Genomic DNA, 24,513 nt, shown 5'->3' with positions numbered 1-24,513 from the left:
ATCCGGGTTCGCCACATGGGCTGCCGCTTGCGTCAGTCTGTTGGTAAGTACGCCGTGGCGAATATCACCTGAAATCCCTCGGTTCACTCTGTGCGATCTTGAAGCTGTGGCGAATATGACGGAGAGTGCGCACGCACGCGCCTGATCCGGACGCGTGCTCTTTGGTGTTCCCGCACCTCATCCGTTGTCTTGTTCGTCTGGGTGGGAGTCGACGCGTATGCGTGCTTCAGGTCCACTGTCATGGCTGGGGCGGAATCGCCCAGCCATGACAGAGTCACAACGATGGCGCCGTCGGCGAAGCCGCACGGCGACCGTCCTATTGTTGTCATTGACGTTGACGGTCACCAGTCTGGGCTCACAGGCCCTGGCCGTCCCCGGCGACGGGATGTCCCGTGAGGAGACGACCTCCCAGGTCGAGCTCCCGGACCTCCCACCCAGCACCGAGCTGGCGGATGACGCCGAGGCTCCGAAGACGCTGAGCACGGCGCCAGAGCAGCCGATCACGGCCTACAAGCCGGTCGCGGTGGACCCCTGGGCTGCGGACGCCGGCAAGGCGGACCCGTCGACGGCGACGCCGGGCACGACGGTCCAGGTCGTCAACTCGACGACCTCGACCCTCCTGCCGGTCGGCGTCGGTGTCCCGGTGGGCCAGGACCCGGCGACGATCGCCGGTGACTGGCAGGTCGCCATCAAGTCGACCACCACGTCCGAGGACTCGGGCGTGCCGGGCATGGTCATGGAGGTCGTGCCTCCGGCCACCGCCGACCCGGCCGCGCAGGTGCTCCTCGACGTCGACACGACCGGCTTCAAGGACCGTTACGGCCAGCTGGCCGCCGAGCGCTTCGGCCTCGTGCTGCTGCCCACCTGTGTCCTGGACTCCCCGGACACCGGCGACTGTGCGCCGGACACGGGCATCCAGACCATGTCGGTCGGGGACGACTCCGACGTCGAGGCCGAGCGGCTGCGCAGCACCGTCAAGGTGGTGCCGGCGGCCAAGTCGAAGCTGAAGGCGACCTCGGCGCGGACCAAGGCCTCCTCGACCCGCCAGATCCTGTCGGGCACGATCCCGGTCGCCAACCTGCTGCCGGACGCGGACGCCTCGAAGGTCTCGGGCGCGTCCGCGCGCAAGGCCTCCTTCTCGTCGACCGACGGCCGCCAGGCTGTGGACGCCTCGGGCCGCCAGGTCGTGGGCGCCATGGACACCGGCTCCTCCGCGGCCGGTGACTACACCGCCTCGCCGCTGCTGTCCTCGGGCTCGTGGGCGGCCGGCTCGTCGAACGGCGCGTTCACCTACTCGTACCAGGTGCAGACCCCGGAGACCGCCGGCGGCCTGATGCCGAAGGTGTCGCTGTCGTACAACTCGCAGTCGGTCGACGGCCGCACCTCGGCGACGAACAACCAGGCCTCCTGGATCGGTGACGGCTGGGACTACAACCCGGGCTCGATCACCCGGAACTACGTCAACTGCCGCCAGGACTCCAAGAAGGACGGCGCCAACAACAAGGACCACCGCACGGCGGACCTGTGCTGGGGCTCGAACAACGCCACGCTGTCCCTCGGCGGCATGACCACCGAGCTGGTGTGGGACAAGGACAAGGGTCCGCTCGGCAGCGATGGCAAGCCCGTCGGCCAGTGGTTCACCGCCAACGGTGACGGCGCGAAGATCGAGCAGATCAAGGACCCGGCCACCGGCAACGGCGCCCGCAACGGCGAGTACTGGGTCGTCACCACCAAGGACGGCACCCGCTACCACTTCGGTCTGAACAAGCTCCCGGGCTGGTCGGACCACGGCACCGACGCCGACGACCCGGTCACCAACTCCGTCCTCACGGTGCCGGTCTACGGCAACCACTCGGACGAGCCCTGCTACGCGGGCCCGACCACCGAGGACTGGAAGAAGTCCTACTGCACCCAGGGCTGGCAGTGGAACCTCGACTACGTCGAGGACATCCACGGCAACGCCATGTCCATGTGGTGGCAGAAGGAGCAGAACTACTACGCGAAGAACTTCTACTTCAAGGGTCCGGTCAAGTACGACCGCGGCGGCTACCTGACGCACATCTACTACGGCCAGCGCAAGGACTCGATCTTCTCCGCGACCGCCCCGGGGCGCATCGGCTTCACCGTCGCCGAGCGCTGCTACGACGAGGGCTCGCTGACCTGCACGGACAGCAACTTCACGTCGCAGGACCCGGGCAAGTACCGCATCTGGTACGACACCCCCGCCGACCTGCGCTGCCAGGCGGTCACCTCGACGTACACCCGGAAGTGCTGGAACGCCGGTCCGACGTTCTGGACCACCAAGCGCCTGGACAAGATCACCACGTCCGCGCAGCGTCGCACCGACACCACCGCGCGCCAGGTCGTCGACGAGTACCAGCTGAAGCAGAGCTTCCCGGTCCTGAAGACGGGCGCCAACACCGCGCTGTGGCTGGAGTCGATCCAGCGCACCGGCTACGCCCGCAACGGCTCCACCGACGCCTCCGTGAAGCTGAACCCGGTGCGGTTCGAGTCGAACTCCGACGACATGCCCAACCGCGTCTACCGCGGCGGCAGCGGCGCGACCGACCCGCGTCCCGGCTTCTCGCGGCTGCGCATCTCCCGCGTCGTCAACGAGTACGGCGGCGAGACGGTCGTCACCTACAAGAAGCGTGAGGGCGACTGCCTCGCCGGCACGAACCTCCCGGGCAAGACGGACACCGCGGCGCTGAAGTCCAACACGCGCCTGTGCTACCCGACGTTCTGGAACCCGGACTCCGAGATCGAGGACATCGACTGGTTCAACAAGTACGTGGTCGACTCGATAGAGGAGCTGCCGAACGTCGACGGCTCGTTCTCGACGCTGACCTCGTACGACTACAAGAACGCCGGCTGGAAGCTGGCCGAGGCCGAGTTCACGAAGAAGTCCACCCGGACCTACTCGCAGTTCGCCGGCTTCGAGCAGACCACGGTCATCACCGGCGAGAAGAAGGCCGCGGCCGACAGCGGCGAGGGCACCAGCCTCGCCGAGGAGACGCCGGGCGCCGACGGCGCGAAGACCAAGGCTGTCACCCGCTTCTACCGCGGCATGGGCGACACCGTCCCCATGAAGGACGTCAACGGCAACACGATCACGTACAACGGTCAGCCCGTGTACGACCGTGACGCCTTCGCCGGCCGCATCGCCGAGGAGCTCTCCTACTCTGACGCGTCCGCTGCCGACACCGACTGGCTGACCCGCAGCATCACCATCCCCGAGGCGACCGAGCTGGCCCGCCGCGACCGCGGCGACGGCCTGACCCCGCTGAAGGCGTGGCGGGTCACGGAGCCGGAGGATGCCGCGTACACGAAGTCCTCGGGTACCGGTGACGACAGCCGCACCCTGCGGACGGTCAAGACCAGCACGACCTTCGAATCGACGTACGGTCTGCCGATCCAGGTCGAGAACTTCGGTGACACCGGCAAGTCCGGCGACGAGTCGTGCACCAAGCTGGAGTACCTGCACAACACCGACAAGAACCTGATCGGTCTGTCGAAGCAGGTCCTCGCCTCGCCGACCACGTGCGCCAACGCCAACTGGTCCGACCTCAGCACGCTGAGCGGCGCCACCCGGACGGCGTACGACGGCACCGCGTACGGCACCGCTCTCGGCTCCACCACCCGCGGTCTGGCGACCGAGTCGTGGTCGCTGAACGGCACCGGCACCGGCTTCCAGACCAGCGGCAAGACCGAGTTCGACGCCGTCGGCCGGGTCACCAAGATGATCGACCCGGACCTCAAGGAGTCGACGATCACCTACGACCCGCCCACGGGTCAGGTGTTCAAGGTCACCGAGACCAACCCGCTGGGCCACACCCAGGTCACGGAGCTGGAGCCGGGCCGCGCGGTCACGCTCAAGGCGACCGACACCAACGGCAACGTGAGCCAGTCGGTCTACGACCCGCTGGGCCGTCTCTCGGAGGCCTGGGCGCCGGGCCGTACCCCGGGGTCGGGCGTCGCGGACTTCCGCGCCGAGTACGTCATCCCGGCGGAGGAGCCCGACCCGAACGACCCCAACGGCGGCAAGGTCCGGAAGCCTCCGTACGTCACGACCTACTCGCGTGGCTATGAGAACCGGGTCGAGAAGTCCGTCACCATCTACGATGGTCTGGGCCGCGAGCGCCAGACGCAAGAGCAGGCGGACGGCGGCGGCCGTCTGATCACCGACACGCTGTACAACAACGCCGGTGAGGTCTACCAGACCAACAACGCCTACCTGAACGAGGCCGAGCCGACCGGCGACCTGTTCACTCCGCTCGCCGACACCACGGTCCCGAACATCACCCGGTACACGTACGACGGCCTCGGCCGCGTGCTCACCGAGATGCCGGTCCTCAAGGTCAAGGCCCCCGGCACCACCGAGGCCATCTCGCAGGAGGTCCCGGAGAAGGCCGTCCGCTACGAGTACGGCGCGGACTGGTCGAAGGTGATCCAGCCGCAGGGCACCTCGTCCTACCGGGTCTACACCGACGCCATCGGCCGCACCGTCCGCACGGACACCTTCAACCCGGCGGCGCCCGAGTACACCTCGCCGACGGGCGTCAAGGAGCGCTACACGTCGACGCGCTACGAGTACGACAAGACCGGCCAGATGGCGAAGGCGATCGCGTCGGCCGACCCGACCCACCCGTGGTCGTGGACGTACGACAAGCGCGGCCGGATGGAGACCGCGACCGACCCCGACACCGGCACCACGGTCACCAAGTACGACAACCGTGACCGGCCGGTGACCGTCACCAACGCCCGCGGCACCGTGTGGAACAGCTATGACGAGCTGTCCCGTCCCAAGCAGCAGCGCGCGACGGACGCCAACGGCAAGGTCCTGGCCGACTTCACGTACGACACGGTCCCCGGCGGCAAGGGCCTGCCCGCCTCCGCCACCCGCTACACCGACGGCCTGGCCTACACCCAGAAGGTCAACGGCTACACGAGCGACTACCAGCCGACCTCGACGACCCTGTCGCTGCCGTCCTCGGTCGCCAGTGCTTGGGGTCTGCAGACGGACTACACGTACGACTACAAGTACTCCGACAACGGCATGATGGACGAGGCGACCCTTCCGAAGGTCGGCAATTTCGACCCGGAGAAGCTGGTCGTCCGTTACAACAAGGACGGGAAGCCCGTCTCCCTCTCCGGCAAGGACTGGTACGGCACGGAGACGATCTACTCGCCGTACGGCCAGGTCATGCGCTCCACCCTGGGCGCGCAGCCGTACCGCGTGTGGGCGCAGAACTCGTACGACGAGTCCACCGGTGAGCTGCAGAAGCAGGAAGTCTACCGCGAGAAGGCCGAGACCTCGGTGGCCCCCGGCACCCCGGTGTCCAGCCGCTCCTACACCTACGACCCCTCCGGCAACGTCACGGGCATCCGTGAGCAGGCCCCTGGGATCGAGGAGCGGCAGTGCTTCACGTATGACCCGATCGGTCAGCTCAAGGAGGCCTGGACCTCCAAGGACCAGACCGACTGCACCACCGCGAAGAACGCCGACGGCACGCTCAACGTGGCCGCCGGTGCGGACAACTCCGGTTACTGGCAGCAGTACGAGTACGACCTGCTCGGCAACCGGAAGAAGCTCGTCGAGAAGGACCTGACCGGCAATACGGGCAAGGACGCCACGACCGACTACGCCTACGGCAAGGCGGACGGCTCCCAGCCGCACACCCTCACCAAGGTCTCCAAGATCTACACCACCCCCGCGGGTGCGCAGGTCAAGGCCGAGGCCGAGCGTCTGTACGAGCTGACCGGTGAGACCAAGCAGGTCACCTCGGTCCAGAACGGCGACAAGCAGACGCTGTCCTGGACGTACGACGGCAAGATCGACCGGATCACCGGCGCGGGCACCGGCGGCAAGACCCCGTACGTGGGTCTGGCCGACAAGTGCCTCGACCTCAAGAACGGCCTCGCGGCCGCCGCACAGCCGCTCCAGCTCTACGCCTGCAACACCACGGTGGCTCAGAGCTGGAACTTCACCCCGACCCCGTCCCCGGTGAACGGGACGCAGACCGACCCCAACCGGGGCACCCTGTCGGCCTACGGCGACTGGTGCGTCCAGCCGGCGTCCAACGCGGTCGGCGCCGCGGTCCAGCTGCAGAAGTGCAGCGGCACCTCGGTGCAGGAGCTGAAGCGCAACGCCGCGGGTCAGTTCATCCACGCCAACTCGAACCTTTGCCTCGCGGTCCAGGGCGCGAACTCGACGAACTCCACGCCGATCGTCCTGGCCACCTGTGACGCCACCTCCTCCGCCCAGCTGTGGGGGGCGCAGAACGACACCCGTCACATCTACGGCCCCGATGGTGAGCGCCTGCTGACCATCAAGGGCAAGACGGCGACGCTCAGCCTGGGCGAGGCCGAGGTGACCGTCATGCAGGGCGGCGTCCTCGTCAACACCCAGCGCACCTACTCCACCCCCGGTGGTCAGGTCCTGCGCTACGCCAACGGCACGGGTTCCGACGCGCTGGTCGCGCTGGCCGTCGACCACCAGGGTTCGACGTACGCCGAGGTCGCGATGAGCGGCACGATGGCGGTGCGGATCCGCAAGCAGGACCCGTTCGGCAACCAGCGTGGTGCCAGCACCATCGGTGTCAACCAGCAGAGCCACACCGGATTCCTGGGCAAGGTCCGGGACGACGCCTCCGGCTTCCAGCCGCTGGGCGCCCGTCTCTACGACCCGGTCGTCGGACGCTTCCTGTCCGCCGACCCGATGATGGACCTGAACGACCCGCAGCAGGCCAACGGGTACGTCTACGCCCACAACAACCCGGTGACGTACGACGACCCGACGGGTCTGGCGATCAGCCTGAACGCATCCGAGCGGGCCGCGGCCCTCGCGGGCGCGGGCCTGTCCGCGGCGCAGGTCGCGCAGGCACAGGCGATGCAGGGCAAGTCCCTCACCTCCGTCATCCTCGCGGTCGCGTGGGAGACGCTGAAGGACTTCATCGGCATCAACGACGCCATCGCCTGCTTCGGCGGCGACATGTGGTCCTGCGCGAGCATCATCATCGACGCGATCCCGTGGGCGAAGCTCGGCAAGATCCCCGCGGTCATCAAGGCGGTCAACCGCACCATCGACGCCATCAAGGCGTTCAAGGCCGCCAAGCGGGCAGCCGAGGCCGTCCTCAAGGCCGCCAAGGCCGCCGAGACAGCGGCGTTGAGGGCCAAGAAGCTCGCGATCGAGAAGGCCAAGCGGGAGGCAGCGCAGAGAGCCAGGAAGAAGGCGGCCGAGGCTGCCAGGCGCAAGGCCGACGCGGCGGCAGCCGCGAAGCGGAAGACCGGTAACCCGGCCCACAAGCAGGCTCAGTCCCACGCCGCACCGAAGGTCTCCTCCCAGCCCAAGCACAGCTCCGGCGGTGGCAAGGGCTCCGGCGGGGGCAAGCCCGGTGGTTCCTCCGGTGGTTCCTCCCGTCACAACGGTGGTTCCAGCGGTGGCGGTGGCTCCGGCAAGGCCGGCTGCAACAGCTTCGTGCCCGGCACGAAGGTGCTGATGGCCGACGGCTCCACCAAGCCGATCGAGAAGGTCAGGACCGGCGACAAGGTCCTCGCCACCGACCCGACGACCGGGGAGACCCGCGTCGAGACGGTCACGGCCGAGATCAAGGGCCAGGGCCTCAAGCACCTGGTCACGGTCACGATCGACACCGACGGCAAGGCCGGCTCGAAGTCCGCGCGGTTCACGGCGACCGACGGTCACCCCGTCTGGGTGCCCGAGCTGCGCCGCTGGATCAAGGCCACCGACCTGAAGTCGGGCCAGTGGCTGCGGACCAGCGCCGGCACGTCCGTGCAGATCACGTCGGTCCAGCGCTGGACCGCCCCGGCGGCGACGGTTCACAACCTCACCGTCAGCGAGATCCACACGTACTACGTGCTGGCGGCCTCGACCTCGCTCCTGGTTCACAACGACTCCTGCCCGAGGGGCGGCGCCGAAGGCGGCGGCTCGAACGCGGGCGACGACGGGATCGAGAACTGGGCGCCGGAGCACTACGCGGACGAGGAGATCGCGGCTCGGGCGCAGGACATGCGTGACCTCGGGGAGTTCTTCTCGGTCGATCCCGAGACCCACGACCTCGTGGCCGCGTACCGGGCGAATCCCAACATGCCCGCGCGGGACGGGTCCGCTTCTGACGGGCTCGACCACTTCACGGGGCGCGATCTCAATCCGCGGCAGCGGGCCCAGTGGGCCTCCTGGCTCGGGCCCGACACCACGGGAGCGCTGATCTACTGGAACCGCCAGCAGGGCAACCAGATCAGGATCATGGTCCACCCGACGACCGGACAGATCGCCTACTTCCCCCTGAGGAACGGCGTTCACAACTACGCATCGCCACGCCTCTACCGCTGGTAGTAGGTTAGAAAGAAAGCAGTGCACGGCATCCCTCATGGGTGCCGTGCACTGCTTTGTGTAGAAAGGTTGAAGCAATGGACCACGCTGGGCGACTCGCCCCCGCCGGACTGGTCTTCCTGGGCCTGATGGACCTGGAACTCCCCCTCATCCCGCCGACGCTCGCCAACATGGCCACGGGATACAAGCCGCCGTCCGGCGAATGGCCGCGTTCGGTCGTCGGCCGCGACACCCCGGATTTTGTCGCCCAGGCGAACGAAGGCTGGTTCGAGCTCTCCCGCGAAGGCGGCCTCTTCGGGGACGACCGGGAATTCCTGGTCACTGTCCCGCTCCAGGAGGGCGGGAACGACCTGTGGTGGGCGCACGTCAGGCTGGCCGAATCCTGGGACGTGGTGGGGGCCGGTTCCGCCGCCGCGCTCGGCAGCGGTTTCGGCGAACCGGAGTTCACCGCACTGTCCCTGGCCGGAGACGTCGTCGCCTTCTGCTACGCGCACAGCGCCGCAGTCGGCAGCGTCCTGGCGACCGGATTCTCGGATCTCGCGGATCTTCGGAAAATGGCGGAATGGAAGGCGGACTATCCGAGAACGCCGAGGCAGGAGAAGGCGGCTGCACGGCGATGGCTCGACGCCACCGCTGGCTGACAACCGGGGCACGACGCCAGGGGCCGCCCTCACCACCACCGTGGTGAGGGCGGCCTTTTCCCTTTCAGCCCTACGGCCGCCCCCGCGCCTCCGCCTCGAGTTTCAGCGCCTCCTCCATCACCGCTCTCGCGATCGGGGCCGCGTTGCCGCCGCCGCTGATGTCCGTGCGGTTGGCCTCGGCGTTCTCCACCACGACTGCGACGGCGACGGCCGGCTGGGCGGAGTCGGGGGCCTGGGCCCAGGCGATGAACCAGGCGTAGGGGGTGCCGGTGTTGCCGAGGCCGTGCTGGGCCGTGCCGGTGTTGCCGCCGACGCGGGCGCCGGGGATGGCGGCGTTGGTGCCCGTGCCGTCCTCCACCGCGCGGACCATGAGGTCCTGGAGGCGGGTCGTGGTGGCGGGGGTCATCGCCTGGCGGTAGCTGCGGCGGCCGGTGGTGTCGACGGTGGTGCCCCCGGCGGTGGTGGTGCGCTCGACCAGGTGGGGCTGGGCGATCTCGCCGTTGTTGGCGACGGCCGCGGCGACCAGATGGGCGTAGAGTTGGATCCCCGGCGGCACAAGGGGGACGGTCTGGTGAAGCGCTTCGAACGTCTGGAACAGATCCGGCGGCTGGACCCATACAGGGACGCTTCGGAGATCTATCGGCTCGCGTCGGCATACGAGTTTCCGTGGGACTTCACCCGGTCCCTTGAGCTCGCCCTGTACCGAACGTACGCCGTGCCCAGCATCGGCCGGCTGCTCGCCGAGACGGCCGAGCTCACCGACCGGACACAGAAGCGGTACGACGACACGTCCCTGCTCCTCGACGCCGTCATCGAACACGGCTTCGACAGCGAACAGGGCCGCACAGCGATCCGCCGCATCAACCAGATGCACCGCAGCTACGACATCAGCAACGACGACATGCGGTACGTGCTCTGCACGTTCGTCGTGATGCCCAAACGGTGGATCGACGCCTACGGCTGGCGCAGGCTGTCGCGCCACGAAACCGTGGCCAGCGCCGTCCACTACCGCACGCTAGGTCGGCACATGGGCATCAAGGGCATCCCCGAGGCCTACGAGGAGTTCGAGCACTGCCTCGACACCTACGAGGCGGCCCACTTCGCCTGGGACAAGGACGCGCGGCGGGTCTCCGAGGCCACGCTCGCCCTGATGACCTCCTGGTATCCGCGCCCGCTGCGCCCCCTACTGCGCACCGCGACGCTCACCCTGCTCGACGAACCGCTGCTACGGGCCTTCCGCTACACTCCGCCGAGCGCCGCCATGCGCGCGTTCGTCCGCCGCGCGATACGGCTGCGCGGACGCGCCGTCCGTCTGATGCCGCCACGGCGCGCCCCGCACTACGCACGGCAGAACTGGGAGATCAAGGGCTACCCGAACGGCTACCGGCTGGACGAACTGGGCACCCGCCCGATACCCGGCATGCGTGGCTGTCCCATCCGGCACGGGGAGCGGTCGGCCGCCGACTGAGCTGTCAGCCCTCCGCTCGGGTGGCCGTTCCTGGGCGTTACGGAACGTACCGGCCGCGTCTCCTGTTGCAGTCACGAGCTCGGCGATCCGCTCGTGCGAGAACACGCAGGGTTGCCAGTGCGCAGTTGGGGCTGCGGTGGCGGCGGCTGCATCGGCACGCACGAGTCGCGCTTTGTGCATCCGGCCGATGGCGGCTGCCTTCCGGCATGGAGCGAACCGCAGGGAGACCCACGCGTCGAGCTCGGGCACGACATCGCGCTCGCGGACGCGGTTGTCGCGGGGGGTGGTCGACCTTGTTGGCCAGGGCGTATTCCAGGGGCGGCCCTGTCTCACCAACCATTGGGGGTCGTTTCCTCCCGATGTTCCATCCCGCGGCCAGCGTCTCGTTCCGAGGGATGGGGTCTCGCCGGTCGGGGTGGCTCCGCCAGTGAGGCGCCGGGTCATCAGGTCGGCCATGGCAGGGTGGACGACGGCCTCGGATCGGCCGGGGAGGCCTCGCAGTCACGGCCGGCCGGCGGTGGAACATCGGCCGGCCCGGCGTGCGCCCAACCGTCCACCGCCGGGGCAGCGGATCCCCTGGTGACAGCTGTCGTTGGACGGTGTCCAGGTCGATGCCCAGGCCGGCGGCGTGTCCGAACGAGATCGCTGGACGCCGGCGCACGGTCTTATGTCCAGCACCCGGGAACAGCACCCTACTTGACGCCGCCGGCGGTCAGTCCGGCGATGATGCGCCGCTGGAAGACGAGTACGGCGATGACAAGCGGGACCGTGACCAGGACACCGGCCGCCATCTGCGTGCCGTACGGCTGGTCGAAGCGATACGCGCCGGTGAAGCGCGAGATGGCGACGGTCGCCGTCTGCATCGACTTCTGGTTGACCATGGACAGAGCGATGATGAATTCGTTCCAGGCCGCGATGAAGGTGATGATCGCCGTGGTGAAGATGCCCGGAGCGGCGATGGGAATGATGACCTTCCGGAATGCCTGCCCCCGAGTACAGCCGTCCACCATGGCGGCTTGCTCCAGTTCCGCCGGCAGCTGGCGGAAGAACGCGGTGAGCGTCCACACGGCCAGCGGAAGGGCGAAGGACATGCTGGGGACGACCATGGCCTGGTAGGTGTTGATCCAACCGATGTCCGAGAAGAGCCTCAGCAACGGGATGATGAGCGAGATTCCGGGGAACATGGACGTGGCGATGATGACCGCCGCGACAGCGCCCTTGAAGCGGAATTCCAGGCGGGCCAGCGCGTAGGCCGCGACGGTGCCGACCAGCAGCGTGAGCGCGGTGGTCACGCCGGCCACGACGAGGCTGTTGAGCAGCGAGCGCTGGAAGCCGACGTCCGGCCTGAAGACCGCGGCGAAGTTGGCGCCGGACCACGGATGGGGCAGCAGCGAGAGCTGGAACTGGTCGGTCGGGCGCCGGAAGCTCGACACGACCATCCAGTAGAACGGCGCGAGACAGTAGACGACGATGGCGGCGATACCCAGGGGCCGCAGCAGGGCCGTCGGGCGCAGCCGCCGGGCCGGGGCCGGTGCGGGGTAGTCGGCGGCGGTCATGCGGTGGTGGCCTTTCGTGCCGGGGCGGGCGTCCGGGTCGTGCGGGCGGTGCGCCGGCGGGCTCTGGCCTCTCCGATGAGGTCCGTGCCGAGCAGCTTCACGAAGGCGAACGCCACGATGACGACGTAGGCGAACAGGAGGGTCGCGTAGGCGGCCGCGGGGCCGTAGCGCACATTGCTGGCCTCGTAGTACGCGAGCATCGCCAGCGTCTCCACCTCGTGCTTCCGGCCGCCGATCAGGACGAAGGGCAGGTCGAACATGCGCAGCGCGTCCAGGATGCGGAACAGGACGGCGATCAGCAGGGTGGGTTTGACCAGGGGCAGTGTGATGCTGCGGAACTGGCGCCAGGGACCGGCGCCGTCGACCCGGGCCGCCTCGTAGAGCTCACGGGGTATCAACTGCAGGCCCGCGAGAACCAGGAGGCCGATGAACGGCGCGGTCTTCCACGTGTCGGCGACGATCACCGCCAGCTTCGCCTGCCACCCGTCCGCGGTCCACAGGATCTGCCGGCCGAGCAGGGCGTTGGCCACGCCGTTGACGTCGAAGACCCACCGCCACAGCAGCGCGGAGACGGCCGTAGGGATGGCCCATGGCACCAGAATGGCCGCGCGCACGACGGCGCGCCCGCGCAGGGCGTGGTTCATGACCATGGCCATCGCGATGCCGAGGAGCACCTCGATCGACACGGTGGTGACGGTGAAGAACGTGGTGTTCCAGAAGGCATTCCAGAACACCGAGGCGTTGGTCCCTGAGAACGCGTCCGTGTAGTTGCGCAGGCCCGCGAATCGCTCCCCCTCCACCACGAAGCCGTCGGCGTCGAGGCCCTGGCCCTCTTGGAAGAGGGAAGCCCTTATGGCGGCCACCAGGGGATAGGCGATGACCAGGCCGAGGACGAGGAGGGTGGGCGAGAGCAGGGCGGCCGCGAGGCGGCCGTCACCCCGGCTCTTGCGGAGCCTTGGGACAGGACGCGCGGTGGCTGTCCGGATGGTGGTGGTCACGAGGTGTCCTTCTTCGGGGGAACGCCGATCGCCCCGGCCGGGCACGGAGCGCGGCGGGCGCAACGCGCCCGGCCGGGGACGCCTCACTCTGCGGTGATCTTCTCCAACTGCTGCTGCAGGTCGGTGAGCGCGGTGTCGGGGCTCGCCTTTCCGGAGACCACCGGATAAATGGCGTTCTGGATGGCCGCGGTGACATCGCCGTAGCGCACGGCCTTCGGCCGGGGCCGGGCACTCTCGATCGACTTGCCGAGCGTCGCGAGGTAGGGGAACTTCTTCTGAAGGTCGGCCTGGCTGTACAGGTTCGCCCGGGTCGGCGCGACCGCTGCCTTCAGCAGGTTGGAGCGCTGGGCTTCCTCACCGGTCAGGAACGTGATGAAGTCCCGCGCGGACGCCTTGTGCGGGGCGAACGCGGACACGGCCAGGTTCAGGCCTCCCAGGGTGGAGGAGCCGGGGCCGTTCATTCCCGGCAGCGGAGCGACGTCGAACTTGCCCGCCACCTTCGAGGAGCCGTCGGTCTCGTTGGCGAGGTTCCACACATACGGCCACTGGCGCAGGAAGATGAGCTTGCCCGCCTGGAAGGCCTCGCGGCCGTTCTCCTCCTGGTAGGTCAGCGCCTCCTTCGGGATGGTGCCGTCCTTGAAGCTGTCCACGAGCCACCTCAGGCCGGCCTTCGCCTCGGGTGTGTCGACGGTCGGCTTGCCGTTGTCGTCGAACAGTTCCCCGCCGGCGGACTGGACGGCTTCGGAGAAGTTGACGGTCAGGCCCTCGTACTTGTCGAACTGGCCCGCGTAGCAGCGCATCTTGGAGGCCTCGGGCAGATGCAGGACCTTCTTGCAGACGGCCGCCATCTCGACCCAGGTGGTCGGCGCCTCGGCCTTGACCTTCTTCAGCAGGTCGGTGCGGTAGAAGAGCATCCCGCCGTTGGACTGGTACGGGGCCGCGTACACCTTGCCCCGGTATTTCGCGGTGTCGACGGCGGACGGCAGCAGGCCGTCCAGCGGGAAGTCCTTGGCCGGAAGTTGGTCGATCCAGCGGTTGGCGGCGAATTCGGCGGTCCAGGTCACGTCGAGGCCGAGCACCGAGTACGCGTCCGACTTCACCTGGGCGTTCTGCACCATCTGCTGACGCTGCGCGTCCGCGGAGGTGGGCAGTTCGGTGATGGTGGCCTTTTCCCTGGGGTGCGCGGAGTTCCACTCGTCGAGCAGGTTCTGCAGATTGCCGGAGGTGTCCTTGCCGGTGGCCAGGGTTATGGGACCACGATCACCGGAGCCCTGGTCTCCCGCGTTCTTGTCCGTCCCCTTGCCGCTGCACGCACTGGCGGCGAGTGCGGCGGCCGCGGCAACAGCGGCCGCCTGCAGAATTCTTCGACTGGTCATTCCCTTGCTCCTCGTTGAGCAGCGCCGGTCGGCGCGGATTCGAATGGTGCGGCAGCGAAAAAAATCACATCGGATCGTGAGCGTGCACACTGCGCCGACGTTCTGCTGTCAGGCGCTCTTCCCGTCAGCCCTCGGCGGTTTCAGGACCTGAGACGCCCGTTGTGTCCGGGTCGAGTGTCTGTCCGGTGGGTCGGCACCGGGAGCGCCGGAGCGTTCCCCGCCTGCGGAGGCGGGGTGCCCGGAGAGGGCGCCGCGCCCCGGCTCTCCAGGTACCCGATGACCGCCACCGCCCCGGCGGCCGCCCAGGCCTGGGGACGGCAGGCCGAGGGATAGGCGGGCAGAGGCCCGCTGTCGGCCGCCGAGACCCCTCCGTACAGCTCCGGCAGTCGGTATCCGAAACGTTCCGCGGCCTCGACCACTCCGTTCGCCAGTGAGCGGGCCACCTCGTGGTGGCCCTCGGCGGCCAACCCCAGCACGGCGATGGCTGTGTCGTGCGGCCAGACGCTGCCGCAGTGGTAGCTCATCGGGTTGAAGGCAGCGCTGGTGGAGGAGAGGGTCCGCAGTCCGAATCCGCAGTCCATGTCCGGCGCGGACAGTCTGCGGGCGACCAAAGCCGCCTCGTCGGGTGAGAGCAGCCCGGTGCCGAGCAGATGGGCCATGTTGGAGGAGGCGCCGTCCACCGGCCGCTTGGCTCCGTCCAACGCGATCGCCGGATAGGGCCCGACGTCGTCGCAGACCCAGTACGCCTCGCGGAAACGCTCACGCAGCCGGGCCGCCCAGTCCCGCAACGGCTCCGCACCGCCGGCACCGAAGCTCTCCAGCAGGTCAGCGCCCTGCACGGCGGCGGCATGCGCGTACCCCTGGACCTCGCACAGTGCCAGCGGTGCCTCCGCGAGCCGTCCGTCGGACCAGCACACCCCGTCGTGGGAGTCCTTCCAGCCCTGGTTCGCCAGGCTTCCCGGGACGGTGGCCCGGTACTCGAGGAACCCGTCCCCGTCGGCGTCACCCGCTTCGGTGATCCACCGCAGGGCCTTCCGCAGGTGCGGCAGCAGCTCGGCGACCTCGGCCTCGGGCAGGCCCGCCCGCCAGGCGTCGTGCAGCAGGCGCACCCACAGCGCCGTGGCGTCGACCGTGCCGTAGTACAGCGGGGGCAGTGTGAGGCTGCCCAGCCGCAGCGCCTCCGGGCGCGCCTCGTGCAGGATCTTTCCTGGCTGCTCCTCCGCCTCGGGCAGGTCCCGCCGGCCCTGCCTGCGGGCGAGGGTGCGCAGCGTGCCCCCGGAAACCGCGGTGCCCAGGGGCAGCAGCATCCGGGCGGACCAGAGCGAATCGCGTCCGAAGAGGGTGAAGTACCAAGGACTCCCGGCGGCGAGGAAGCGGTCCCGCGGATCGAGAGGGTCGCACAGCAGCATGGCCCGCAGGTCCTCGAGGCTGCTGTGCAGCAGGCGCGCCCGGCGGTGGTCGACCGGCGCTTGCGCGGGCGCGGCCCATGGCGGAGGCAGCGAGTCGAGTGGCGCGCTGAAGTCGGTCCGCGGCACGCGCGCGGAAGTACTCGCCGGGTCGGTGTCGGGCGATGCGCACACGCGAAGGGAGAGCGACCAGGAGCCTCCGGGCGGCAGTTCGGCCTCGAAGCACAGGACGGCTGTACCGTCCTCCCTCCGGCATTCGGCCGGCGCCGGGTCCGCGGTCAGGACGACCCCCGTGCCGTCGCGGTCCCAGCGAACCTCGCCGCCGGCGCTGACCGGGGGGACAGGGCGGATGCGCTCGCCCGACCGGACCTCGTGCACGGGAGCCAGGTCCGACTCGGCGCGCACCCGCACCCGCACCCGCAGGGGGGCGTCGCCGAAGGTCCGCAGCCTCAGGTGCTCCTCAAGGGCGCTGTGCGTCAGCACCCGGCGGCGCTCCAGCATCAGGTCCGTGTCGGTCGCAGCTCCGCGGACCGGCTGCACGACGGCGGTGAACCGGGCCTCGGACGACCGGGTCAGTGACCGGCCCACCGGCCGGACCTCGGCATCGACGATCTCGACCTCCAGCCGGGAGAGCATCCGGCGGTCGTCGTCGTAGTAGCCGTCCGCGCCGCCCGTCCGCAGTTGGCCGTCCGACCCGCACAGCGCGGCGGCGGGGGCACGCAGCACGGTCACGAGGTCGTGCAGCGCAGGTGGGTGAGGGATTGTCACCCTGCCTCCTTCGGTCAAGCGGGTCACCGGTGGGGCCGCGCAGCGCAACCGCCGCCGAATTCATGGGCTGGTGCCGTCACCCGGTGCGTCGACCGTGAATGCGGAAGACAGCAGCGGTGAACGCGCGGCCGATCGGCGGTCGCTGACGTACAGAGTCCGGGCGCCGAGCTCGAACCGTCGTCGGCGACCCGTAAGTTGAACGATCAAAACTGCGACGCGCAGGACTATGCCATGTGGTGGACCACCTGACTAGGGGGAGTTTCCTCAACGTTTCCGTGGTGTTCCGTGTGGAGGAACTCAGGTGCTCCCGCCGACGGTCAACTTCCGTCCCGCAGAAACTACGCGGAAGCAGCGGGCGGATAGCCGCGAGCGTCAGGAGCTCTCACGGACGATCAACTCCGGTTCGAACAGCACGTACTCGGAAGCGGCGGGTGGACTCCCTGCCAGGAGGGCGGTCAGCAGCCTGATCACCGCACGTCCGACCTCGGTCAACGGCTGCCGCAGCGTGGTCAGCGAGGGCTGGACCAGCGCGGCGGCAGGGGAGTCGTCGAAGCCGACCACTGCCACGTCCCGCCCGATGGACAGCCCCTGGTCCCGGACTGCCGTGTAACACCCCAGCGCCAGGGTGTCACTGGCCGCCACCACCGCCGTGGGGCGGGGCCAGGCGCGCAGCAGTTCAGCGGCAGCGGCGGCGCCGTCGTCGATCGTGTCGGGCGACCGGGCGCAGTTGCGGGCGACCAGTTCGTGCCGGTCCATGGCCAGGCGCCATCCGAGCAGGCGGTCCTGTCCCGGCCCGCTGCCTTCCTCCATCCCGAGGAACGCGATCTCCCGGTGACCTCTGGCGACGAGGTGGTCCACAGCCGCGCCGATGCCGGCTGCGCCGTCCACATCAACCCACAACTGCCCGGGCGGGGCATGGGGCGCCCGGCCGAAGCCCACGAAGGGCGCGTTCCGTGAGGCGAGCCATTCCGGTCGGGGATCGCCGGGGTCCAGCCGGGACAGTATGAAGGCGTCGACGCTGGACGTGCGCAGCATCTCGTCGTACGTCGCCAGCTCGTCCTGGAAATCCTGCGCGGCGCAGATCACCACGCGGTAGCCGTTCTCCTGGGCCGCCGCCGCGAGCGCGTGCAGGAATCGGTCGAGGATCACATTCGATGTGCCACCCCGCCCTACCTCGACGCAGTAGCCGATCTGCCGCGACGCCTGGGTCCTGAGCGACCTCGCCGCCCGGTTGGGCTCATAGCCGGTCTCCTTGATCACCCGGAGCACGCGGTCCAGCGTCTCCGGTCGCAAGCGATCCGGTGTGTTCAGGGCGTTGGAGACCGTTTGGCGGGATACCCCCGCGATACGTGCCACATCGTTGACGGTGGGAGCCGGCGAGACGGAGCGCTTACGCATAGGAGCACCAGTCTACCGGCGAGGACGGAGACAGCCATCGCCTGTTCACCGACGCGACGGCCACCGAACGAACCGGTGCGGGCCGCATTCTGGACCCTGCGGCCCCGCTCCCTGGACTGCGGACGAGGCGGGCTGCTTTCCGGGCCGTCGGTCACCTGGTGCCGGTACACGGCGGGGCGCGGCAGGCGCGCAGCCCGGTCGAGACTGCCGTCAGTCCCGTCCGGGCCGGGGCGTACCCGCCACGCGTTCGGGGACCGGGCTACTTCGCGATCAGCAGCAGGTTGGCCCGGCCGTGCAGGCGGTAGACAGTGCCGGCGCCGCCGACGAGGGCTTGAACCGGAGGAGGCCACCTGATCGGGTCCTTCGGCCCAGGTCGAGGTGTCGGTGACGCGGTACCACTGCTTGCCCGCGCCGGGTGAGGGGAGGGTGAGGTCGACGTCACCGGACCAGCCGTTGTAGCCGACGTAGACGGCGCTGCTGGGGTCGCCGAGTTCGGTGCCGTCGAGGCGCAAGGCCAAGGCATGGTTGTTCGGGCTGGACCAGTAGGCCCCGTCGGGCGCGCTGCCGGCAGGGGTGAACCAGTCCAGCTGGCCCAGGCCGTTGCCGTTGTTGTCGGCGCTGTAGAAGGCGGCCGGACGCAGGGCCGGGTGCGCCTTGCGGAAGGTGATGAGCCGCTGGGCGTCATCGTCTTCAAACGCTCCATGGCCTCCGGTTACGCCGGAGTCCAGAACCCCCTCTTCTACCGCGACAACTCCGCCATGCTCTTCGGGGAGGCCAAGGACCGCGTCGAGGGCATCCTCCGGGTCCTTTGACCCGCTGTCGGTGGGGTCCGCTACCGTCGGGCCATGTCGATCACCGCACAACTGCGCGACTCGGTGTGGCTGCCGGGTGGGGGCGCGCTCGTCAACGGCTTCGCGTTCGAGAGCCGCGGGGGCGGTGCGTGCCGCGCCCTGCTCGGCAACGGGCGCGAGCTGGAGGTCCACGACCTGGGCGAGGTGTTCTCGGGCGAGAGCGTGCCGGCCGCCGTCTTCCCCCTTCCCTGGCCCGGGTGGGACCGCGGCGTCCACTCGGTGAGTCCCGACGGCACGTTCGCGGTGTTCTCGGGTCAGCGCGCGGTACGGGCGGTGGGCAGGGGCGGCGAGACGCTGTGGGAGTACCGGCACGCCTGCTGGGGGCCCGAGATCGGCCATCCGCACACGGGGGACGAGCAGGAGGTGTGCCCCGGTCACGAGCACGGTTCCTGCCGGGTCTCGGACGCCGGCCGGCTCGTCTGGGCGCATGTCGTGGCCGAGCCGGCGGAAGGCGAGTGGGAGGAGCGCTGGGTCGTCCTGGACGCCCGGGACGGACGGGAGCTGGACCGGCTGCCGCTGGGCAGCGCGGCGTCCGGTTCGCACCAGTTGTCCCACCCGGACGGTGTCCACATGGGCCTGTGCATCGGCATGGGCCAGGACGGCGTCCTGCTGCACTGGGCGCGCCGGGACGGCGGCGAGCTGACCGGCTGGGACCTGAACGAGGGCATGGACCGCATCCTGATGGACGTCCATGCGGGGCACCCGGGCTTCCTGACCGTCGAGCACAGCGGGTGGGACCTGCAATTGCACGCCCTGGACGGCACCGTGCTCGCCGAGGTCTCGCCCGATCCGGCCGGTGACGGGGACCCGCCCCGCTGGGACTACGGCTGCGGCTTCGTGGACGCCGACACGGTCATCGCCTCGACGATCGACTCCGCCGAGGACCCCGAACAGGCCCGCCACTGGCTGCTCGACGCCCACAGCCTGGAGATACGCGGGGCGGTCGGCTATCCCACGGGCCCTGTCGACAGCTATGTGCGTCCGCTCGGCGACGGGACCTGGCTCACCTATGACGACAAGAGCGGGACGCTGAACCGCTGGGCGGAAAAGGCACTTTGAGCACGCCCAGGACGCCCGCCGGCCGGCGGGCGTCCTGGGCGTGCTCTGCGGGAGCGCCTCCCGTCAGCCCTTCCAGACCGTCTTGAGGTTGCAGAACTCCCGGATGCCTTCTGCGGCGAGCTCGCGGCCGATGCCCGAGTCCTTCACGCCGCCGAACGGCAGTTCGGGGTAGGAGACGCTCATGCCGTTGACGAAGACGGCGCCCGCCTCGAGCCGGGGGATCAGGAACCGCTCCTCGTCGGGGTCGGTGGTCCACACCGACGAGCTGAGGCCGAAGGCCGTGTCGTTGGCGAGCGCCGCGGCCTGTGCGATGTCGTCGACCCGGTGGACCACGGCCAGCGGACCGAAGGCCTCCTCCCGGTACACCCGCATCGCGGGGGTGACCTCCTCCAGCACCGTCGGCTCGAAGAACCACCCCTCGGTACCGACCGCGGACCCGCCGCACCGCAGGACGGCGCCCTGCGAGACGGCGTCGTCGACCAGTTCGGCGAGCTCGCGCCGACCGGACTCCGTGGCGATCGGCCCGATGTCGGTGTCCTCGTCGAGCGGGTCGCCGACGGTCAGCGCCTTCGTGCCCGCGACGAAGGCCTCGACGAACTCGTCGTACACCTCGGTGTGGACGATGAACCGCTTGGCCGCGATGCACGACTGGCCGTTGTTCATCGTGCGCGCGGTCACGGCGGTCCGGGCCGCCGCGCGGACGTCGGCGGAGGGCAGCACGATGAACGGGTCGGACCCGCCCAGCTCCAGCACGGCCTTCTTCACTTCCGAGCCCGCGACCGCCGCGATCGACCGTCCGGCCGGCTCGGATCCGGTGAGCGTCTCGGCGGCGACGCGCCGGTCGCGGACGACGGCTTCGACGCCGGCTGCTCCGATGAGGAGCGCCTGGAACGACCCGACGGGGAAGCCCGCCCATTCGAAGAGCGTGTCGAGGTACAACGCGGACTGCGGGACGTTCGAGGCGTGCTTGAGCAGGCCCACGTTGGTGCTGGGGGTCCACATGGTCGGTGCGAGGGTGGGCGAGCTCATCGCGGAAGCGCAGCTCGCGGTCGCCTGGGAAGCCCATCCGGACGACGTCGCCCCCCTCGTCCACGCTCACCCGACCCAGAACGAGGCCCTGGGGGAGGCGTTCCTCGCTCTCGCGGGCAAGCCGTTGCACAGGCACGGATGAAGCCCGGACGCCGGATCCCGCATGTCTCACCGCCGTCTCCGGACGGCGGCAACGGCAGCCGCGGGGCCGGCAGCCGGCTGCGCAGCGGGCGCCGCGACCGGCTCTTCTCGTCCCTGCCGTTGCACCTCGTGGAAGCGTTCCTCGTGGGCCCCGGCGCCGGCGGACCGGCCGGGGGACTGGTGCGCTTCCGGATACCCGACGCGGACGAAGCCGGCGGCTCGTGGCGCCTGTCCTGGCGCCGGACGGACCTGGGGCGCCAACTCGCCCGTTCCGGCGGGGAGCTGCGGCTGGTCCGCCCCTGTGACGACACCGGCACCCGCCGGGCCCTCATCGCGATGCCGATGCCGCGTTGAGCCGCCTGCCCGGTGAAGCGCCTCGCCCGGCCCGGGACCGAGCCGGGCGAGGCGCGGTGTCAGGACGGTGCCGCTTCGGGCCAGAGCGCGCGGAGCGCGTCGGGAACCCCCTCGACGGCCTCGGAGTCACCCATGGCCAAGTGGAGGATGTAGCCGGGCAGCGTGCACAGGAGCGTGGCGGCGATCGCCTCGGGAGATGCCCCACGCGTCAGGGTGCCGCCCTGCTGGTGCTCCCGGACGACCTCGGTGAGGGCGGAGCGCATCTGGGCCAGCAGGTCGTTGAACTGCTCGGCCAGTGAAGGGTTCCGCAGGGATTCGGACCAGGCCAGCACGGACAGCCCGGCGATGTTCTGCTCGGCGGTCTTGGCCTTCACGATGTCGAAGACACCGGCCATCAGGTCTCCGACGGAGCTGGTGGGCCGCTGCCCGGCGACACCGTGGACCATCGTCAGGACGTCACGCATGCTCTCCTCGACGATGGCCGTGATCATCTCGTTCTTGCTGGCGAAGTGCCGGTACACCGCGCCCGCCGAGAGGCCCGACTCCGCGAAGAGGTCCTGCATGGACGTGGAGTGGAACCCGTCCCGCAGGAAGCAGCGGCGCGCCGCGTCCAGGATCTGCCGGCGGCGGGCCTCCATGTACTCCTGCGTGACCTTCGGCATGGATTCATCCTTCGATTAAAAAACGAATCTTCGTGTTAATTTAACACGGTGACCGTGGGTCATCCATAGGGAGCGCGGGGGAAATCTTTGCCCTCCTTCTCTGGACATCCACCGTGTGGGCCGCAACCATGGTTACTCCATACGGTATGCAATCTGCAGTATGGGATCCCGACGCACCACTCCCGACCCGTCGTTGGACTTGTGAGGTGGCCGTTGTGACCAAGGCACTCGAAGGTGTGCGCGTCCTGGATATGACGCATGTGCAGTCGGGTCCGTCGGCGACGCAGTTGCTGGCGTGGCTGGGTGCGGACGTGGTGAAGCTGGAGGCTCCCGGTGGTGACATCACGCGGCGTCAGTTGCGGGACGTGCCGGGGGTGGACAGCTTGTACTTCACGATGCTGAACGCGAACAAGCGGAGCATCACGCTGAACACCAAGACCCCGCGCGGGCGGGAGATCCTGACCGAGCTGATCGCGCGCAGTGACGTGATGGTGGAGAACTTCGGGCCGGGCGCGGTGGACCGGATGGGGTTCACCTGGGAGCGGATCCAGGAGATCAACCCGCGGATCGTGTACGCCTCCATCAAGGGCTTCGGGGACGGCCCCTACACCGCGTTCAAAGCGTACGAGGTCGTCGCGCAGGCGATGGGCGGGTCAATGGCCACCACCGGCTTCGAAGGCGGTCCCCCCATGGCCACCGGCGCCCAGATCGGCGACTCCGGCACCGGGGTCCACGCCGTGGCCGGGATCCTGGCCGCCCTGTACCAGCGCACCCACACCGGCCGCGGACAACGCGTGCAGGTCGCCATGCAGCACGCGGTGCTCAACCTGTGCCGGGTCAAACTCCGCGACCAGCAACGCCTGGCCCACGGACCACTGGCGGAGTACCCCAACGAGGACTTCACCGACGAAGTCCCCCGCTCCGGCAACGCCTCCGGCGGCGGACAGCCCGGCTGGGCGGTCAAATGCGCCCCCGGCGGCCCCAACGACTACGTCTACGTCATCGTGCAGCCCGTCGGCTGGCAACCCCTGGCCGAACTCATCGGCCACCCCGAACTCGCCGACGACCCCGAATGGGCCACCCCCGAAGCCCGGCTGCCCAAACTCGCCAAGATGTTCCAGCTCATCGAGGAATGGACCACCACCCTGCCCAAATGGCAGGTCCTGGAAGAGCTCAACACCCACAACATCCCGTGCGGGCCCATCCTGTCCACCAAGGAGATCATCGACGACGCCAGCCTCAAGGCCAACGACATCGTCGTCGAAGTCGACCACCCCGAACGCGGCACCTACACCACCGTCGGCAACCCCCTCAAACTCTCCGACTCACCCACCACCATCCACCGCTCACCCCTCCTCGGCGAACACAACCACGACATCTACACCACCGAGCTCGGCATCCACGAGGACGAGTTGCCGGGGCTCAAGGCACTGGGAGTGATCTGACATGACCGCGGACCACGCGCGCCGTTCCACCGGCAGTGACACGACCCGGCGGTGCGCCCCGCCGCCGTACGGGCGGCGCGCGGTGTGCGGCCCGCCGGCGCCGCGGACCCCGCCGCCGTACCGGGGCCGGTGCGCCGTGCGGTCCGGCCTGCGTTGATACACCCCGTCTATCGACCGCCGGGCGGACACGGGAGCGGCAGGAGCCGCCGTGGTCCGCCCCGGACCGGCAGCCCGCGTGGATGATCGGAGCACGTGGACGGCCGCACCAGAAAAGGAGCGCACCGGAAGTCATGACGACGTCAACGTACGGTTCCGCACAGCCCGGCGGCAGCGCCCCGGGCGGGGAGACGGTCACCGACCGCCTCGTGGAGTCCAACCGCAAGTACGCCGCCGGGTTCACCGACCCGGGCATGGGCGCCCGGCCGGTGCTCCAGGTGGCCGTGGTGGCCTGCATGGACGCGCGGATCGACCTGCACGCCGCCCTCGGCCTGGAACTGGGCGACTGCCACACCATCCGCAACGCCGGCGGTGTGGTCACCGACGACACCATCCGTTCGCTGACCATCAGCCAGCGCGCCCTGAAGACGCGCAGCGTGATACTGATCCACCACACCGGCTGCGGTCTGCAGACCCTCACCGAGGACTTCCGCCACGAGCTGGAGCTGGAGGTCGGCCAGCGCCCCGCCTGGGCGGTGGAGGCGTTCCAGGACGTCGACCAGGACGTCCGGCAGTCGATGCAGCGGGTGCGTACGTCCCCGTTCCTGCCCCACACCGACGACGTCCGGGGATTCGTCTTCGACGTCACGACGGGGCTGCTGCGGGAGATCGACCCGCGCCCCTGAACCACCCGGGGCACCCAAGCCCCCTCCAAACCTGCGCGCGGACCGGCGGACGGCAACCTGCCGGGAGACGCGGGACGGCTGCTCCCGGCGGCTGGTCCGCGCGCACGCCGGCGGGGCGGCCGGCCCGCACGCACCCGCGTGCCCGGCTGCCCCGTCCGTCGTCGTG

At 69.5% G+C, this 24,513-nt stretch carries 14 protein-coding genes and 4 pseudogenes; 9 read left to right on the top strand and 9 right to left on the bottom strand.

What is annotated here, in order from left to right; translation table 11 throughout:
* Positions 1–385 precede the first annotated feature (385 nt).
* Positions 386–8,356: a ricin-type beta-trefoil lectin domain protein gene (locus tag ACFYYN_RS25195; protein WP_500547653.1), complete on the top strand. Its 7,971-nt coding sequence runs from the start codon at positions 386–388 to the stop codon at positions 8,354–8,356.
* Positions 8,357–8,481: 125 nt separating this feature from the next.
* Complete coding sequence (locus tag ACFYYN_RS25190; protein WP_500547596.1) at positions 8,482–8,994, top strand: hypothetical protein; 513 nt, start codon at positions 8,482–8,484, stop codon at positions 8,992–8,994.
* 70 nt (positions 8,995–9,064) lie between these two features.
* Here the strand turns inward: ACFYYN_RS25190 and ACFYYN_RS25185 are convergent.
* Positions 9,065–9,520: pseudogene (locus ACFYYN_RS25185) on the bottom strand (penicillin-binding transpeptidase domain-containing protein); the annotation flags it as partial.
* Positions 9,521–9,565: 45 nt separating this feature from the next.
* Between ACFYYN_RS25185 and ACFYYN_RS25180 the strand changes: the two are divergent.
* Positions 9,566–10,462, top strand: coding sequence for an oxygenase MpaB family protein (locus tag ACFYYN_RS25180; protein ID WP_500547595.1), 897 nt, complete (start codon positions 9,566–9,568; stop codon positions 10,460–10,462).
* Between the two features lie 692 nt (positions 10,463–11,154).
* Here the strand turns inward: ACFYYN_RS25180 and ACFYYN_RS25175 are convergent.
* From ACFYYN_RS25175 to ACFYYN_RS25150, 6 genes are all read right to left on the bottom strand, one after another.
* Positions 11,155–12,018 (bottom strand): carbohydrate ABC transporter permease, encoded by an 864-nt coding sequence (locus ACFYYN_RS25175; RefSeq protein WP_500547594.1) that lies wholly within the window; start codon positions 12,016–12,018, stop codon positions 11,155–11,157.
* On the bottom strand, positions 12,015–13,016 hold the full coding sequence (locus ACFYYN_RS25170) for a carbohydrate ABC transporter permease (protein ID WP_500547593.1): 1,002 nt from the start codon (positions 13,014–13,016) through the stop codon (positions 12,015–12,017). The genes ACFYYN_RS25175 and ACFYYN_RS25170 overlap by 4 nt, the downstream gene beginning before the upstream one ends.
* Before the next feature lie 83 nt (positions 13,017–13,099).
* Complete coding sequence (locus tag ACFYYN_RS25165; protein ID WP_500547592.1) at positions 13,100–14,392, bottom strand: ABC transporter substrate-binding protein; 1,293 nt, start codon at positions 14,390–14,392, stop codon at positions 13,100–13,102.
* 140 nt (positions 14,393–14,532) lie between these two features.
* Positions 14,533–16,566: an amylo-alpha-1,6-glucosidase gene (locus ACFYYN_RS25160; RefSeq protein WP_500547591.1), complete on the bottom strand. Its 2,034-nt coding sequence runs from the start codon at positions 16,564–16,566 to the stop codon at positions 14,533–14,535.
* 372 nt (positions 16,567–16,938) lie between these two features.
* Entirely contained in the window at positions 16,939–17,964 is a 1,026-nt protein-coding gene (locus ACFYYN_RS25155) for a LacI family DNA-binding transcriptional regulator (RefSeq protein WP_500547590.1), read from the bottom strand.
* Entirely contained in the window at positions 17,874–18,551 is a 678-nt protein-coding gene (locus ACFYYN_RS25150; RefSeq protein ID WP_500547652.1) for a hypothetical protein, read from the bottom strand. Before ACFYYN_RS25150 ends, ACFYYN_RS25155 begins: the two co-directional genes overlap by 91 nt.
* A gap of 93 nt (positions 18,552–18,644) precedes the next feature.
* Between ACFYYN_RS25150 and ACFYYN_RS25145 the strand changes: the two are divergent.
* Together ACFYYN_RS25145 and ACFYYN_RS25140 are read left to right on the top strand one after the other, a co-directional pair.
* Positions 18,645–18,776, top strand: a pseudogene (locus tag ACFYYN_RS25145) (NAD(P)(+) transhydrogenase (Re/Si-specific) subunit beta); the annotation flags it as partial.
* 33 nt (positions 18,777–18,809) lie between these two features.
* Positions 18,810–19,874: a hypothetical protein gene (locus ACFYYN_RS25140; protein ID WP_500547589.1), complete on the top strand. Its 1,065-nt coding sequence runs from the start codon at positions 18,810–18,812 to the stop codon at positions 19,872–19,874.
* A gap of 63 nt (positions 19,875–19,937) precedes the next feature.
* Here the strand turns inward: ACFYYN_RS25140 and ACFYYN_RS25135 are convergent.
* Positions 19,938–20,858: pseudogene (locus ACFYYN_RS25135) on the bottom strand (aldehyde dehydrogenase family protein); the annotation flags it as partial.
* 1 nt (position 20,859) lies between these two features.
* Between ACFYYN_RS25135 and ACFYYN_RS25130 the strand changes: the two are divergent.
* Both ACFYYN_RS25130 and ACFYYN_RS25125 read left to right on the top strand, forming a co-directional pair.
* Positions 20,860–21,045 (top strand): annotated as a pseudogene (locus ACFYYN_RS25130) (oxidoreductase dimerization domain-containing protein); the annotation flags it as partial.
* Entirely contained in the window at positions 21,042–21,398 is a 357-nt protein-coding gene (locus ACFYYN_RS25125) for a hypothetical protein (protein ID WP_500547588.1), read from the top strand. The pseudogene ACFYYN_RS25130 and the gene ACFYYN_RS25125, both read left to right, overlap by 4 nt.
* Before the next feature lie 59 nt (positions 21,399–21,457).
* On the opposite strand, the gene ACFYYN_RS25120 is transcribed toward ACFYYN_RS25125, so the two are convergent.
* Positions 21,458–22,060, bottom strand: a complete 603-nt coding sequence (locus ACFYYN_RS25120) for a TetR/AcrR family transcriptional regulator (RefSeq protein WP_500547587.1) — start codon at positions 22,058–22,060, stop codon at positions 21,458–21,460.
* Positions 22,061–22,275: 215 nt separating this feature from the next.
* Between ACFYYN_RS25120 and frc the strand changes: the two genes are divergently transcribed.
* Complete coding sequence (frc, locus tag ACFYYN_RS25115) at positions 22,276–23,505, top strand: formyl-CoA transferase (protein WP_500547586.1); 1,230 nt, start codon at positions 22,276–22,278, stop codon at positions 23,503–23,505.
* Positions 23,506–23,795: 290 nt separating this feature from the next.
* Positions 23,796–24,347, top strand: a complete 552-nt coding sequence (locus ACFYYN_RS25110; protein ID WP_500329835.1) for a beta-class carbonic anhydrase — start codon at positions 23,796–23,798, stop codon at positions 24,345–24,347.
* Positions 24,348–24,513 lie beyond the last annotated feature (166 nt).

Source organism: Streptomyces sp. NPDC001902, assembly GCF_042891295.1.
Classification (GTDB): Bacteria; Actinomycetota; Actinomycetes; order Streptomycetales; family Streptomycetaceae; genus Actinacidiphila.
The sequence above is the reverse complement of the archived record's forward strand: the minus strand, read 5'-3'. Positions and strand labels throughout refer to the sequence as shown.

What these genes read in the sequence shown, in the direction of transcription:
- ACFYYN_RS25195 (WP_500547653.1), top strand. Translation starts at nt 386, where the DNA reads ATGTCCCGTGAGGAGACGACCTCCCAGGTCGAGCTCCCGGACCTCCCA.
- ACFYYN_RS25190 (WP_500547596.1), top strand. Translation starts at nt 8,482, where the DNA reads ATGGACCTGGAACTCCCCCTCATCCCGCCGACGCTCGCCAACATGGCC.
- ACFYYN_RS25175 (WP_500547594.1), bottom strand. Translation starts at nt 12,018, where the DNA reads ATGACCGCCGCCGACTACCCCGCACCGGCCCCGGCCCGGCGGCTGCGC.
- ACFYYN_RS25165 (WP_500547592.1), bottom strand. Translation starts at nt 14,392, where the DNA reads ATGACCAGTCGAAGAATTCTGCAGGCGGCCGCTGTTGCCGCGGCCGCC.
- ACFYYN_RS25155 (WP_500547590.1), bottom strand. Translation starts at nt 17,964, where the DNA reads ATGCGTAAGCGCTCCGTCTCGCCGGCTCCCACCGTCAACGATGTGGCA.
- ACFYYN_RS25140 (WP_500547589.1), top strand. Translation starts at nt 18,810, where the DNA reads ATGTCGATCACCGCACAACTGCGCGACTCGGTGTGGCTGCCGGGTGGG.
- ACFYYN_RS25125 (WP_500547588.1), top strand. Translation starts at nt 21,042, where the DNA reads ATGAAGCCCGGACGCCGGATCCCGCATGTCTCACCGCCGTCTCCGGAC.
- ACFYYN_RS25120 (WP_500547587.1), bottom strand. Translation starts at nt 22,060, where the DNA reads ATGCCGAAGGTCACGCAGGAGTACATGGAGGCCCGCCGCCGGCAGATC.
- ACFYYN_RS25110 (WP_500329835.1), top strand. Translation starts at nt 23,796, where the DNA reads ATGACGACGTCAACGTACGGTTCCGCACAGCCCGGCGGCAGCGCCCCG.